This window comes from Acinetobacter sp. AOR18_HL, from assembly GCF_027855145.1.
Taxonomy (GTDB): Bacteria; Pseudomonadota; Gammaproteobacteria; order Pseudomonadales; family Moraxellaceae; genus Acinetobacter; species Acinetobacter pittii.
On record NZ_JAKTIG010000064.1, the window covers coordinates 17,334 to 31,806 of the forward strand.

The 14,473-nt window shown below is 40.1% G+C and carries 11 protein-coding genes; 6 read left to right on the forward strand and 5 right to left on the reverse strand.

The window, feature by feature from the left end:
* Nucleotides 1–3 precede the first annotated feature (3 nt).
* The 3 genes from MKL51_RS16200 to sbnA all read right to left on the reverse strand — a co-directional run bounded on the left by MKL51_RS16200 (nucleotide 4) and on the right by sbnA (nucleotide 3,755).
* Complete coding sequence (locus MKL51_RS16200) at nucleotides 4–1,644, reverse strand: IucA/IucC family protein (protein WP_080612881.1); 1,641 nt, start codon at nucleotides 1,642–1,644, stop codon at nucleotides 4–6.
* Between the two features lie 71 nt (nucleotides 1,645–1,715).
* Nucleotides 1,716–2,729, reverse strand: a complete 1,014-nt coding sequence (gene sbnB / locus MKL51_RS16205; RefSeq protein WP_002115662.1) for a 2,3-diaminopropionate biosynthesis protein SbnB — start codon at nucleotides 2,727–2,729, stop codon at nucleotides 1,716–1,718.
* A gap of 21 nt (nucleotides 2,730–2,750) precedes the next feature.
* A complete protein-coding gene (sbnA, locus tag MKL51_RS16210) occupies nucleotides 2,751–3,755 on the reverse strand; it encodes a 2,3-diaminopropionate biosynthesis protein SbnA (RefSeq protein WP_005068826.1) in 1,005 nt (334 codons plus the stop codon).
* Nucleotides 3,756–4,260: 505 nt separating this feature from the next.
* Between sbnA and MKL51_RS16215 the strand changes: the two genes are divergently transcribed.
* Entirely contained in the window at nucleotides 4,261–4,377 is a 117-nt protein-coding gene (locus MKL51_RS16215; RefSeq protein WP_080612837.1) for a hypothetical protein, read from the forward strand.
* A gap of 5 nt (nucleotides 4,378–4,382) precedes the next feature.
* Here the strand turns inward: MKL51_RS16215 and MKL51_RS16220 are convergent, their stop codons facing one another.
* Together MKL51_RS16220 and MKL51_RS16225 are read right to left on the reverse strand one after the other, a co-directional pair.
* Nucleotides 4,383–5,405, reverse strand: coding sequence for an ABC transporter substrate-binding protein (locus tag MKL51_RS16220; RefSeq protein WP_017480940.1), 1,023 nt, complete (start codon nucleotides 5,403–5,405; stop codon nucleotides 4,383–4,385).
* Nucleotides 5,406–5,996 carry an ANTAR domain-containing response regulator gene (locus MKL51_RS16225; RefSeq protein ID WP_002115726.1) on the reverse strand — a complete coding sequence of 197 codons (591 nt, stop codon included), beginning with the start codon at nucleotides 5,994–5,996 and terminating at the stop codon, nucleotides 5,406–5,408.
* A 456-nt stretch (nucleotides 5,997–6,452) separates the two neighbouring features.
* Here MKL51_RS16225 and MKL51_RS16230 point away from each other — a divergent pair, with 456 nt between their 5' ends.
* From MKL51_RS16230 to mobA, 5 genes are read left to right on the forward strand one after another with little or no spacing between them, the layout of a single operon-like run.
* Complete coding sequence (locus MKL51_RS16230; protein WP_306308256.1) at nucleotides 6,453–6,722, forward strand: hypothetical protein; 270 nt, start codon at nucleotides 6,453–6,455, stop codon at nucleotides 6,720–6,722.
* 11 nt (nucleotides 6,723–6,733) lie between these two features.
* Entirely contained in the window at nucleotides 6,734–9,280 is a 2,547-nt protein-coding gene (nirB, locus tag MKL51_RS16235) for a nitrite reductase large subunit NirB (protein WP_017385976.1), read from the forward strand.
* A 12-nt stretch (nucleotides 9,281–9,292) separates the two neighbouring features.
* Nucleotides 9,293–10,915 (forward strand): nitrite reductase small subunit NirD, encoded by a 1,623-nt coding sequence (nirD, locus tag MKL51_RS16240; protein WP_032006866.1) that lies wholly within the window; start codon nucleotides 9,293–9,295, stop codon nucleotides 10,913–10,915.
* Between the two features lie 18 nt (nucleotides 10,916–10,933).
* Nucleotides 10,934–13,714 carry a nitrate reductase gene (locus MKL51_RS16245; protein ID WP_032006868.1) on the forward strand — a complete coding sequence of 927 codons (2,781 nt, stop codon included), beginning with the start codon at nucleotides 10,934–10,936 and terminating at the stop codon, nucleotides 13,712–13,714.
* Nucleotides 13,711–14,340, forward strand: coding sequence for a molybdenum cofactor guanylyltransferase (mobA, locus tag MKL51_RS16250; RefSeq protein ID WP_032006870.1), 630 nt, complete (start codon nucleotides 13,711–13,713; stop codon nucleotides 14,338–14,340). The genes MKL51_RS16245 and mobA overlap by 4 nt, the downstream gene beginning before the upstream one ends.
* Nucleotides 14,341–14,473 lie beyond the last annotated feature (133 nt).

The window sequence follows — 14,473 nt, forward strand, 5'->3', positions numbered from 1 at the left end:
GATTTAGATATCCATGGTCTCATAGCTAGAAACAGATAAGCTCTGATAAGGGTTTGGCGTACTTCCGATTTTACTTGGCATACCTGTTGAGTCGCTTTCTTGCGCAAGTAGAGGAGTAAGTAGCTGTTTGAATGGCCAAGTCTTATTGTCAAAAAGATAAGTTTGAATTTGAGATTTTGTTTGTTCTGAAATAGATTGGGTTTCTACAAAATCTTGAATAATGTCTTGAACCATTTCCCAGAAATCGCTTTCTGTACGATCCGTATATTTCAAAGTAGCTAAAGCAATCGGGTAGAGGTTAATTTGAATCCCTAGGGTAATGAAGTAATTAAATAAGTCTTCATTTTTAGTAAAGATAAGATTGTTCGGTGTGCTGGTATCGATGGTATAAATCGGAGGGGTAAAACCACTTTCTTTAATGGCTGTGGTACATATTCTTAAGGTATCGTGGTCACGCAAAACAAAGCATTTCAACTTATTATTTTCATAACACACCATGGTGTTTTGACCGTGGCATTCAGGCATGATTCCTTTTGCCCAAAGCGTTAAGAATGTTTGAATAAAATGAACACTTAAGTCTTTTAGTAATGACCATTTGTCACCTTCAACGCCTAATGTTTCCCATGGGTCAACATAGGTACAGCTTAAAGCTGACATAGTGATTGGCGTGACATTTTTATCTTGGCAAAAGTCGGGTAAATGTCGGACTTGGCAACCGATTACACCTAAATTTTTTACAATCGGCTCTTGTTTACCCAGCACCCACCAGTGGGTTTCATTGCTCAAAAAGAGACGATTTTTTATTAGAGCAGTTTCATTAATGACGTCATTTAAAAAATCATAAGCCGTATGACCATTCATTAAATAACGGCCTGGCATAGAGCGGATTGCACCTAATGTTTTGGCGTTGGTCGAGAGTTTTAAGTGCAGAGTAGGGTTTGTGTTGTGAATAAGCGTTCTTAAAGAAGAAGTCGGTAAACCAATTGTGGTGACATGGTTTAGGTCAATACCGTCGTACTTATTTTCTTCAAACTTTAAATAGCGATGTTGCGTCTCTAACAAAGGCAGGGCTAAGTAATCATCTGAAAGCTGAGCCATTTTGTGAGCAATATGACTTTCCTCAACTTCTGATAACAGAAGCTCTTTATGAGGAATCGACTCCATATTGTTGATGACGTCATCCTTCTTAAATGCCCACCAATACACCTCAATTTCTTTTTGAGTTGTGAGTGGTGTAAGTTCACCTTTTGAGTGAGCGAATGGATGAAATGGACGGTCAGCTACCAGCGATAGCAATTCACTAGTAATCAAAGGTGAAGAAAATGAAAGGGCTGTCTGTAAAATTTGAGGAATTTTTTCAGCCGTTACTAAGTTATCTAGCCAATAATCAATCGCTTTTTGGTGGTGTGGAGATGGCCACCAAGATGCTTTGGTTAAATAGTTAAAAACTTCAGAAATAGAAATTTTAGAAGTTCTATTGCTCAAAAGGTTATGAAGCAAAACTTCGGGTTGGGTAACATAGAAAGGATTTACACCATCTACTTTTAAACAGCTGAAATAGAGTTCCAACTCATCATTGAGAGTAATTGCCATATAAGGCTTTTTATAGGAAATATAATCTTTAAAATCTCCATAATTCTCCATGTAGAGTGCATCTATCGTTTTTTGTAGTTGTGCTGTGTAAATCCGATCTAACATTTTAGTTATTCCTATTCTTATAAAAGCGGTAGAACCGTGCCAACGTTTTGTTCTTGTGCAGCATTGAAGAACCATTTAGCGCAGACAATATCGTCAATCGCCATGCCCATTGGGTTTAGCAAAATGATTTCATCTTCGTGTTCGCGGCCGTTTTTATGACCAATAATGATGTCGCCAAGTTCAGCATGTAGTTTTTCACGGCTGAATAAGCCATCTTCAACCAGTACATTGATGACTTTCTTTTCTCGGTTTGATTGGTCCCAGTCATCTACAATCACTTTGTCGACTTTTAAGAAGACTTCAGGCTCGATATCCATAATTGAAATATTTGAAACAAAGCAGCCTTTTTTAAGCCACTCAAACGGAATGTAAGGTTTATCTGAAACTGTGCAGGTAATGAGGACATCGGCTTGTTGAATCGCAGACTTAGCACTGTCATGAATTTCAATTTCTAGATTCGGATATTCTGATAAAAACAACGCTTTGAGTTTTTCAGCTGCTTCAGGGTTTACATCAAATAAATGGATTTTTTTCACTTGAGCATATTGTTCAAGCACAGTCTTAATCTGCATTTGAGCAATTGGTCCGCAGCCAATTACAGTAATGTCTGAAAAGTCTTTTTTTGCTAGATATTTAATTGAAACACCAGTAATTGCCGCAGTTCGCATGGCACTAATTAAGCTGCCTTCCATCACTGCAACTGGATAATTTGTTTCTGAGTCATTTAAAACAATCAGTGCGCTGGCACGCGGAATATTGAATTTTTTAGGGTTATGTTGTCTTGAACCAATCCATTTGATTCCGGCAATCGGGTCGTTGCCGCCTAAATAACAAGGCATTGCGATAATACGGTCGGCAATATGGTCTGCACCTTGCCAGCGAAGATAAGGTTTTAAAGGTTGAACAAACTGTTTATTTGCATGCAGGGTTAAACCTTCAGTAATTGCTTCAATAAATGAATTACTATGATTTGCGCCAAGATTTAATAAATCTGATTGACTTAAGTAGCGAAGGGTAGCCAAATTGCTCATGAATATTTCCTAAGGAGAAGGTTAAACAACATTTTGTAAAGTAAGGTTTTCTTGGCGTCGTAAGTTTCGATTGAAGTGACGCTTCTTGATCATTTCGAACCATTCATCTTCATAAACAAGATCGAGATAACGATCGCCACGATCGGGCAACAGTGTTAAGACGCACGATCCATCAGGAATGGTTGGAATCAGTTTTTTGATGGCTGAAATTGATGAGCCACTTGAACCGCCAGCAAAGATTCCTTCATGCTCAAGAAGTTCTCGGCAACCGAGTGCCGACTCATAGTCATCTACATAAATGACATCATCAATTTCATCGGGGGAGAGTAGCGGTGGGACAGTACTTGCACCAATGCCAGGAATTTCGCGTGGACCAGATGTGCCACCAAACAACACAGAGCCGACGATATCGACTGCGATCACTTTTAATTCTGGAAATCTTTCTTTAAGGCGACGAGATACGCCCATAATCGTGCCAGAGGTACTTGCCCCAATCACGAGGTAATCAATCTTGCGATCAATTTGATTTAGGATTTCTTCTGCTTCTCCAAAATAATGGCTTTTCCAGTTATTTGGGTTTGCATACTGATTAATCCAAACAGCATTTGGAAGCTGTTGGCAGAGTCGTTTTACAGTGTCAATTCTGGTTTTTAAATAACCGCCGTTTTGGTCTTTTTCAGAGACCATTTCGATATTAGCCTTGTAGAGCTTCAACATTTGTAAGTTTGCTGAGGCAATTTTCGGGTCAATAACGGCAGTAAATTTTAATCCATATATTTTGCAAGCCATTGCAAGCGCAATCGCTAAGTTCCCTGATGAGCTTTCAACAATATGACTATCTTTATTAATCACTCCAGATTTCAGGCCTTCCTGTAGCATGAATAATGCTGGACGGTCTTTAATACTTCCTCCTGGGTTTAACAATTCCATTTTCGCAATCACTGAGATCGATTGATGCGTGAATAGCCTTGATAATTGTAGTAGTGGCGTTTTACCTATGCAGTCGAGAATATTTTCATGGATCATGGTAGATCTTCTCAGGTTTTTATGTGGTGTGAATGATAATGATTATTAATTAAATTATTATTACCATTTGTGCCATGATTGTTGCGGTTTGTAACTCAAAAAGGCAGGGACTTAGAGGATTTTTCACTAATTTTTTTTGTCTAATTATTTGAATCGTAATATTTAAGTTTTACAAAAGGATTAATAAATAAATCTTTTTAAATATAATGACATAGGCAATAAATTACTTTATGGCTAAAAAAATTAATTTAATTAAGACAGATGCGAGAAATTATTTTGAAGAAATAAAATGAAATTTATGACCTCACCCGCGTAATTGATGCATCACTATTCTGTAGTGAGCATGGGTAGATTTAAGGCTTAAAGAAGAGAGGTATTTAAAGACTGACTTAAGATGCTTTGAATAATGAACTGAAATTGATCAAGTGGCAGTTATTGATATGAAAATGTCTGAAAATGATACGTTTAGATAGATATGATCATTTCCATAAGCGCTATATTTTCAATGGATCAGTTGAGCCTAGAAAATATAGGAATGCGTGTTTCGCATTTTGTCTTATGGGTCTTTCAAGCTGTCTTTGTCACAAAAGACAGCTTTTTTTTATGGCGATTTAATAAGTAGAAAAGTTATGAACGATAGTGTTGTTTAGCTTGTTCATAAGCCTCAAGATTAATGCATTGAGCACCCAAGCTTGTGATTTGTGCTTGGTCGAGTTGAAGTTCATCCCATTTTTGCATTTGCTCGAGCAGCCAATAAAAGTCTTCTACTTTTGGAAGTGCACTTTCTTTTACTAAATGACGGACAATATCCTGAATCATATAGTATTTGTCGACATGTACTTCTTCTGAACAATGGAAGCGCACAATTCCAAACTCGACTAATAATTTTAAAATTGGAGCAAAATCGTCTAACTCACTCAATTCTTGTTGGGCTTTCATAATTGCCGTGGTGAGTGCAACCAGTGTTTGTGGATGCTGTTCAGCCCATTCTTGAGTTACGGCTAAAACCTTATCAGCCACAGGTGGAATAATGTTTTGACTTGAGCAAATCATTTTACTTAAACCTAAAAGCTCTCCTTGAGTATTCCAAGGTTCTCCGACACAAAAACCATCAATCACATGTTTGTCTAATGCTTCGACCATATAAGGTGGCGGTAATGTTTTAAGCTGGATAGATTGTGCAAGTTCAGGGTTTGCTAAGGCGAGCCACTCTCTTAAACAATAATGATGAATAGAATGCTTAAATACATGAGCTAAAGAAATGGAGTGACCTTGTTCGAGATAATCTGCCACTTTTTGCGCTGTTACTTGAGCCGTATCATTTTTTTGAATTGCAAGTTGATGAGTAAGTTTTTGACTTAAGCTAATGAAAGCACGGTTTTCACTTAAAACGAGTGATGTTTGTAGTGGCGTGCCAATTTGATCTGTGCCGACAGCCGCTGCAGGTAACATTGCAGATAAGCAGTGCGCTGCATCTAATAACCCAAAAGCAAGACGGTCTCGAAGACTTGCCCATGATGCTTCTTTAACTAAAGTGACATCTAAACCCACCTCTTCAAAGAAGCCTCTTTGTTTTGCCCAAAGCAATGCAAGACAATCAAGCAAAGGAATATAGCCGAGTTGTAATTGAGTCTTTTCTAATGTGCTCATTTATTCATCCTTTAGTTGATTGTTGAGTAATTTTTGGGCATCAAGTAACCGCCGTGCCATTTCTCCAATCGTTATACGGTGACTCATGGCATTTTTTCTAAGAAGTTGGAAAGCTGTATCTTCAGGCAGCCCGTGGAGTTGCATGAGTAACACTTTGGCCTTTTCAACATCTTTACGGTCAGCCAATTTGGTTTGAGCCTCTTTTAAATCACCTTCGAGTTTTTTGTGCTTTTTATATTGCTCAATCGAGATTTCTAAAATGGTATGTAAACGGGCAGGGTCTATGCCATCTACGATATAAGCCGTTACTCCCGCATCGATGGCTTGTTTGATGGTGTCTTTATCTGAATTTTTAGTGAACAGGACAGTCGGTAGGTCATAGCTACTCACACAACTTTCAATAATGTCACGATGAGGATGATCCATATCGAGCAAGATCACATCTGCTTGTAAATGCTCGAGACGAAAAATATTTAAATGGTCCAAAGTAAGGCAAGCGACCACTTCAAAATCATTTTCAAGCAGACTTTTTCTTATATAGTCTGCTCGCGCATGATCATCATCAATAAGGGCTATTTTGAGTTTTGGCATAAGTTCAGAAAATCAGGCTAAGAAAATGCGCCAATTCGACGCGTTTTTTGTTATCAGGTTTTAAGCAAGATTAGTGCCATCCAAAACTAAACAAAAAATCCAGTTTAAGTGGCATTTCAGCGAGCTAAACAATGAATGTGGTCAGTCTTGGTGCAAAAATACGATTCATTTTGTGGCAAGACATATTTTTATCTTAAGCATTTAAGTGTAACGCGATGGGGCAAATAGAATAAGACATTATTTTTATAAGATAGCTGGCGAAATTATATCTATATGAAATTAAAAATAAAAAATTAATAAATTAAATTTACATAAGAATTGGCATGCAAAATGCTTACTTAATTACAGGTCGAAGACGACCATAAGTTTTAAAGACGGCCAACGATGTCCGTTCTGATCGAATTTGTGAGTGCAACTGTGCACACAAAGAATTTACGTTCAGTCGGAGTGAAGGCCATGTCTTTATTTTTATTGCATAAAAAAGTTACATCTGAATTATCTAATTTTTCAGTTCCAGCGATGCGAGCCTTCTCTATGAGGGGGCTCGCTTTTTTTATTTCTTTTTATGACTTTGCTGTGCACTGGGTGTCATTAACGAGTGGGAAAAATGGATTCCAAGCAGCTACATGCTTTGTGAGATTGATTCGCTTCTCGGTAGAACACAAGGCAAAAAAACAACGTCTATTTGAGAACGCAATAACGCAGCTTAAAAGCAACGTGATTTGAGGAGAAACACTATGAAATTGGTAATGATTGGTCATGGTATGGTGGGCCACAAATTCATCGAAGCCATTTTAGAAAAAGCAGATGATGAACTGGAAATCACGATTCTCGCGGAAGAACCTCGTATCGCGTATGACCGTGTACATTTGACAGAATATTTCTCTGGGAAATCAGCAAAAGATTTATCTTTAGCACGTTTTGACTTTGCTGATGCTCATGGCATTGACTTACGTCTAAATACCAAAGCAACTGCAATTGATACAGCAGCACAAACAGTCACAACCAATCATGGTGATGTCATCAGCTATGACAAATTGGTGTTGGCAACTGGTTCGTATGCATTCGTTCCACCAATTCCGGGTAATGACCGTGAAAACTGCTTTGTTTACCGTACGATTGAAGACTTAGACGCGATTCGTGCAGCGAGTCTTAATGCAAAAACAGGTGTAGTGATTGGTGGTGGTTTACTTGGACTTGAAGCTGCAAAGGCTTTACGTGATTTAGATTTAGAAACACATGTTGTTGAGTTTGCGCCACGTTTAATGGCAGTTCAAATTGATGATTTGGGCGGTAAAGTTTTACGCCGTAAAATTGAAGACCTTGGTGTAAAAGTTCATACACAAAAAGCGACACAATCTATCGAATGTGGCAACAGCACTACACATGTAATGAAATTTGCAGATGGTAGTGAGCTTGAAGCAGATGTCATTTTATTCTCTGCGGGGATCCGTCCACGTGATGAACTTGCGCGTAACAGTGGTCTGGCGATTGGTGAGCGTGGCGGTATCGTCATTAATGATTATTGCCAAACTTCAGATAACAATATTTATGCCATTGGTGAATGTGCGCTTTGGCAAAATAAAATTTATGGTTTGGTTGCACCGGGCTATGACATGGCGCGTATTGCAGCAAAACACATTTTAGATGAAGAGTGTAATTGCTTCGCCGGTGCAGACATGAGCACCAAGTTGAAGTTGATGGGTGTAGACGTTGCTTCTGTAGGTGATGCGCATGCTATGACTCCGGGTGCATTAAGCTATTTCTATGCAGATGAGCATGCACTGGTTTATAAAAAGATAGTTGTAAATGCAGATAAAACCAAATTGCTGGGTGCGGTTTTGGTGGGCGATGCGAAAGAGTACAACGACCTTTTACAAATGATGTTAAACGGTCTGGCTTTACCTGAAGTTCCTGAAAGCTTGATTATGCCTGGCTTTGAACAATCAGCAGGTAAGTCTGGTGGTAGCGGAGTCGATTTGCTGCCAGACAGCGCGACCATTTGTTCGTGTAACAACGTATCAAAAGCAGACATCTGCCAAGCAATTAGCGATGGTTCGACCTCTTTAGGTGCATTAAAGAAATGCACCAAAGCAGCAACAGCATGTGGTGGCTGTGCACCATTAGTGACACAAGTGTTGAAGTCAGAGTTACAACGTCAAGGTGTGACTGTAAATAACCACATTTGCGAACACTTCCCGTACTCGCGTCAAGAGTTGTATCACTTGGTTCGTGTCAATGAAATTAAGACATTCGATGATTTGATTCATCAACATGGTCATGGTTTAGGTTGTGATATCTGTAAACCTGCTGCCGCAAATATTTTGGCATCTTGCTGGAACGATTTCGTACTTGAGCCAAGTCATGCAGGCTTACAAGACAGTAATGACTACTATTTGGGTAACATCCAAAAAGACGGTTCTTACTCGGTTGTACCGCGTATGGCAGGTGGTGAGGTGACTCCAGATGGTTTAATCGCGATTGGTCAAATTGCGAAGAAATATAACTTGTACACCAAAATTACTGGCGGTCAACGTGTTGACATGTTCGGGGCGCAAGTTCACGAGCTTCCATTCATTTGGGAAGAGTTAAATGCTGCTGGTTTCGAGTCTGGTCATGCCTATGGTAAGTCGTTACGTACAGTGAAATCTTGTGTGGGTAGCACTTGGTGCCGTTATGGGGTAGATAACTCGGTTGGTTTAGCGATTGAACTTGAAAACCGTTACAAAGGTTTGCGTTCACCGCATAAATTGAAAATGGCAGTGTCTGGCTGTACTCGTGAGTGTGCGGAAGCGCAAGGTAAAGACGTGGGTATTATCGCGACTGAAAAAGGGTGGAACCTTTATGTCTGTGGTAACGGTGGTATGAAACCACGTCATGCAGAGTTACTTGCATCTGACCTTGATAAAGCAACGCTCATCCGTTACATCGACCGTTTCTATATGTTCTACATCCAAACAGCAGACCGTTTACAACGTACGAGTGTATGGCGCGACAACATGGAAGGTGGCTTAGATTACCTTAAATCTGTAGTTGTGGATGATTCACTTGGTTTGGCTGCCGAGCTTGAACGCCGTATGGAACACATCATTGGCACATATCAAGACGAATGGCGTACTGCGGTGGAAAACCCTGAAGTTCGTAAACGCTTCCAAACGTATATCAACGCAGGAGCAAATGAACAGGCCGATCCACACATTCAATTTACAACTGAACGTGGTCAAATCCGTCCATTAACCGAAGCTGAACGTTCAGAAGACCGCATTCCAATGGTTGAAGCATAAAGGAGAACTTATATGAATATTGTACAAGACAAAAATATGCTTCCTGATGATCAATGGATTGACGTTTGTGCACTCGATGATTTAACCCCAAACACTGGTGCGGGTGCACTAGTGGGTGGCCAAGCGGTAGCAATTTTTCGTGTAGGACATGAAAAACGTGTTTACGTGCTGAGTAATAAAGATCCGTTTAGCCAAGCGAATGTGATGAGCCGCGGCATTATTGGTGATTTACAAGGTGAGCGTGTCATTGCATCGCCAATCTATAAACAACATTTTAGTTTGGCAACGGGCCGTTGTTTAGAAGATAAAGACCAAAAATTGGCAGTTTATCCGAGCAAAATTGTTGATGGCCGTGTTTGGGTCAGTGCGGTGCCGCAAAAAACTTATATTACCAATACAGGTGTATCACAAGACAAACTTAAACTGGTGCTGATCGGGAATGGTTTGGCAGGGATGCGTTGTCTAGAAGATTTACTTGATATGGCGCCAGATCGTTATGAAGTTACAGTGATTGGTGAAGAACCATGGGGCAACTATAACCGTATTATGTTGTCTCCGGTTTTATCGGGTGAAAAAACCATTGAAGATATTATGTTGCATCCACCAAAGTGGTATGACGATAAAGGCATTAAATTTATTGCCGGTGATAAAGCCGTAAAAATTGATCGCCCACGTAAAGTGGTTTACACCGAAAAAGGTCAGACAGTTGATTATGATCGTTTGATTCTGGCAACAGGCTCGGCACCATTTATTCCACCAGTTCAAGGTGTTGACTTAAAGGGTGTGTTAACTTTCCGCGATATTTATGACGTTAACACCATGATTGAATACTGTGGTTCAAAAACTAATGCAGTCGTGATTGGTGGCGGTTTACTCGGTTTAGAAGCGGCGTACGGCCTAAAACAACGCGGTATGAATGTCACAGTATTGCATTTGATGGACCGTATTATGGAACGTCAACTTGATGATCGTGCGAGCCAGTTATTACGTCATAGCATTGAACAAAAAGGCATTCAAATCATTACCGAAGCCAATACAGAGGCGTTAATTGGTGATGAAAATGGTCATGTCAAACAAATCCGTTTGAAAGATGGCACAGTTTTAGACGCAGACCTTGTGGTGTTTGCTGTGGGCATTCGTCCAAATATTGCTTTGGCCCAAAGTGCAGGATTACGTTGCAATCGTGGTGTATTGGTGAATGACACCATGCAAACATTTGACCCAAGTATTTACGCGGTGGGTGAGTGTATTGAACACCGTGGTCAAACTTTTGGTTTAGTTGAACCACTATGGGGGCAAGCTTTTATTTGCGCGACCCATTTAGCAGAGCACGGCAGCTTAACTTTTAAAGCACCCCCTGTACCGACTCAGTTAAAAGTCAGTGGTGTCGATGTATTCTCTGCTGGCAATTTTGAGCCGAAAGATGATTATGAAGACATTATCCTGAACGATGAAAAACGCCAGATTTATAAGCGTATTATCATTCAAAGCGATCGGGTAATCGGTGCAGTACTGTTTGGTGATACTGAAGATGGCATGTGGTATGCAGAGTTAATTGCAGACCAAACACCTGTTTCTTCATTTAGAAATAAACTGCTATTTGGTCGAGATTTTGCATTAAAAAATGCAGGCTAAATAGGGAAAGGAGCAGTTATGAATAGTATTCCAAGCGTTGAAGTCGATAGCTCCGATCATGTTGCAAAAAACACTAAAACAACATGTCCATATTGTGGTGTAGGTTGTGGTGTTAGCGTAAACGTCCAACAAAAACCTCAAGGACCTGTGGTGCAAGTTGAGGGGGATGCTGAGCATCCTTCCAACTTTGGGCGCTTATGTATTAAAGGTAGCCGACTTGCGGATACTTTAGGGTTAGAAACACGTGTTTTACAGCCAATGATGGGGCGCAAAGCTGATCGGGTGGTAACGACATGGGATGCGGCAATCAATAAAATTGCCGATAAATTCCAATCTTGTATCGATCAATATGGTCGTGACAGCATTGCATTTTATGTTTCAGGTCAGCTTTTGACTGAAGACTATTATGTGGTGAATAAGTTTGTAAAAGGCTATTTAGGCACTGCAAATATCGATACCAACTCACGCCTTTGCATGTCATCTGCGGTGGCTGGTCACAAACGTAGTTTCGGTGAAGATATTGTGCCTGCGAGTTATGAAGATTTTGAACATGCAGATATGGTGGTATTGGTCGGTTCTAATACCGCATGGTGCCATCCTGTGCTGTATCAGCGGATTATGCAGGCTAAAAGCCACAATCCCGATATGTTTGTGGTGGTAATTGACCCACGTTTTACCAGTACTTGTGAACAAGCGGATTTACATTTACCGATTTTGCCGGGCCAAGATGTCGCATTGTTCAATGGTCTATTCCAATATCTATATCAAAATGGTCATGCCGATCAGGCATTTGTAGAGGCTTATACCGAAGGTCTGCAAGATGTTTTGGTAAGTAGTCAGCCAGAAGCCGATATTGAATATGTGGCAAAGCGTACGGGAATTGCACTCGATAAGTTGCAACAGTTTTTTGAGAAATTCGCTCAAACTGAAAAAGTCATTACCCTATTTTCAATGGGTGTAAATCAATCAAGTCAGGGGGTGAATAAAGCCAACAGCATTATTAATTGCCACTTACTAACAGGCAAAATTGGAAAGCTCGGCGCTGCACCATTTTCGATGACAGGTCAGCCCAATGCGATGGGTGGTCGAGAAGTGGGTGGCTTAGCCAATATGCTAGCGGCACATATGGATTTAGATAATCCATTACATCAAAAAGTAGTGCAAACCTTTTGGGACAGCCCATTTATTGCAAATCAAGCGGGCTTAAAAGCTGTTGATTTGTTCCGTGCTGTTGAAGCTGGAAAAATTAAAGCGATCTGGATTATGGCAACTAATCCAGTGGTGAGTTTGCCAGATGCCGATCAGGTGAAACGTGCATTAGAGAAATGTGAATTGGTCGTTGTGTCAGATATCTGTACCGATACGGATACTACAGCTTACGCCGATATTTTGCTTCCAGCTTTAGGTTGGGGCGAAAAAGATGGAACCGTTACTAACTCTGAGCGTCGTATTTCACGTCAGCGCGCATTCTTACCTGCGCCGGGTGAAGCAAAAGCAGATTGGTGGTCTGTTAGCCAAGTCGCGAAAAAATTAGGCTTCGATGGTTTTGACTTTGCGAGTGCAAGTGACATCTTTAATGAGCATGCAGCATTATCTGCACAAGACAATGCAGACATGGACCTGCGAGAAGAGAGTAATACCTTTCGTTATTTCAACCTGAAAGGTTTAATGAACCTAAATAATGCTGAGTATGATGCTCTACAACCAGTGCAATGGCCAGTATGGGATAAAAACCAAGACGCTAAAGCCGTTCAACAACTGTTTGGCAAGGGCCAGTTTAGTCATAAAAATGCCAAGGCAAAACTAATTCCGACTGTTGCAATTGATCCGGTACATGCAGTTTCAGAAGATTATCCGCTCATTTTGAACACGGGACGTATTCGTGATCAATGGCACACCATGACGCGTACTGGTTTGTCACCAAATTTGACCAGTCACCGTGCCGAACCATTTTGCGAGATTCATCCGAGTGATGCCTTGAAATTTGGTGTACGTGATCAAGGCTTAGTAGAAGTTCGTTCGAAATGGGGCAGTTGTGTACTACGTGTGACCTTCTCATCGGGGGTACGTCGTGGGCAAATTTTTGCACCGATTCACTGGACTGAACAGGTTGCATCCGACGCCCGCATTGGTAAAGTCGTTAATCCAGAAGTTGATGCAATTTCAGGTGAACCTGAGTTCAAACATACGCCTGTAACTATTCAGCCATTCTATACCACTTGGCAAGGTGTGCTCTATATTCGTGAAGGATACGATTCGCATATTCAAGAATCGCTACATCACTGTGCATGGTGGACCAAAGTCAAAATGGTGAAAACCAATCGTTATGAACTTGCAGACCGCCAAACTTTTCATGATACTCAAAAGAATCTGAAAAGCTTTTTACCATTTGCCGATGAAACCTTTGAATGGTTAAGCATAGAAGATATCTCTTCACAACTGAGCCATAGCGTTATTTTGAAAGATGGCATTGTAATTGCAAGTCTATATATTGCACCGCCAGATTTATTGCCAGACCGTGATTGGGTAGCGAGTCTGTTTAAACGAGAACGTTTGAGCGCCTTGCACCGAAAAGCTTTACTAGCGGGTATGCCAATGTCGGCTACTAATAATGATGGGCCTTTAGTGTGTAGTTGTTTTAAAGTAGGTAAGAATAAAATTATCGACGTGATAAAAACACAAAACATTACCCATGAAAAACAGGTTACTGCATGTTTAAAAGCAGGTGGGAACTGTGGTTCATGTTTACCTGAGATTCGTGGCTTGATTAAAGCTTGCCAACAAGAGGTGGAAGTGTGAATAAGGGATATCCCGTAACTGATCTGGTCATTTTGGCGGGTGGACAAGCCCGCCGTATGAATGGTTTAAATAAGCTGTTGCAGCAATTTGATGGCGATACGCAACTACTCAAAATTCATCAAAAACTAAAGTCATCTGTATCTGAAATTTGGGTAAATAGTCATCGTGATTATTCGATTTATCAAAGTATTGTGCCTGATATTAAGTGTTTTCAAGATGATGCTTCCGGTTTTTTCGGCCCACTTATGGGCATGAAAAGCGCATGGTCACATGTAAAAGCAGATTATGTTTTGTGTATTCCCTGTGATGTGACGTATATACCTACGCAAGTCATTGCGAAATTACACAGCGCACTACGCAAAAATAAACAAGCTCAGGCAGCCTATGTTTCAATTAATGGGGATGCTTTATACCCATTTTGCTTATTAAAGCGTGAAAGCCTGCTTACGATAAGAGAGCAAATTGACAAACAACGATTAAGTTTAAAAGAGTGCTTTAAGCTTTTACATGCACAAGTCGCCGTATTTCAAAAACAAAACTTATTTTTTCATAGCATTAACTCTTTGGATGAGCTTCAACAATATAAACAAATCAATGCTTTTAAAGAGATATTTACCGCGAGTTAAACATTAGATTCTATCAATTTACAAACTAAAGTGATGTTATAAACAAATTTAAAATGATGCGTTCTTGACTATCTAATATATAAGTTCTATTTTGGAACCTGTTGTTTTAATTCTAGCTAGATGTATAAAAATA

Excerpts from the sequence above, each read along its gene's own strand:
- MKL51_RS16200 (WP_080612881.1), bottom strand. The coding sequence starts at position 1,644 with ATGGAGAATTATGGAGATTTTAAAGATTATATTTCCTATAAAAAGCCT.
- sbnB (WP_002115662.1), bottom strand. The coding sequence starts at position 2,729 with ATGAGCAATTTGGCTACCCTTCGCTACTTAAGTCAATCAGATTTATTA.
- sbnA (WP_005068826.1), bottom strand. The coding sequence starts at position 3,755 with ATGATCCATGAAAATATTCTCGACTGCATAGGTAAAACGCCACTACTA.
- MKL51_RS16215 (WP_080612837.1), top strand. The coding sequence starts at position 4,261 with ATGGATCAGTTGAGCCTAGAAAATATAGGAATGCGTGTTTCGCATTTT.
- MKL51_RS16220 (WP_017480940.1), bottom strand. The coding sequence starts at position 5,405 with ATGAGCACATTAGAAAAGACTCAATTACAACTCGGCTATATTCCTTTG.
- MKL51_RS16225 (WP_002115726.1), bottom strand. The coding sequence starts at position 5,996 with ATGCCAAAACTCAAAATAGCCCTTATTGATGATGATCATGCGCGAGCA.
- MKL51_RS16230 (WP_306308256.1), top strand. The coding sequence starts at position 6,453 with ATGTCTTTATTTTTATTGCATAAAAAAGTTACATCTGAATTATCTAAT.
- nirB (WP_017385976.1), top strand. The coding sequence starts at position 6,734 with ATGAAATTGGTAATGATTGGTCATGGTATGGTGGGCCACAAATTCATC.
- nirD (WP_032006866.1), top strand. The coding sequence starts at position 9,293 with ATGAATATTGTACAAGACAAAAATATGCTTCCTGATGATCAATGGATT.
- MKL51_RS16245 (WP_032006868.1), top strand. The coding sequence starts at position 10,934 with ATGAATAGTATTCCAAGCGTTGAAGTCGATAGCTCCGATCATGTTGCA.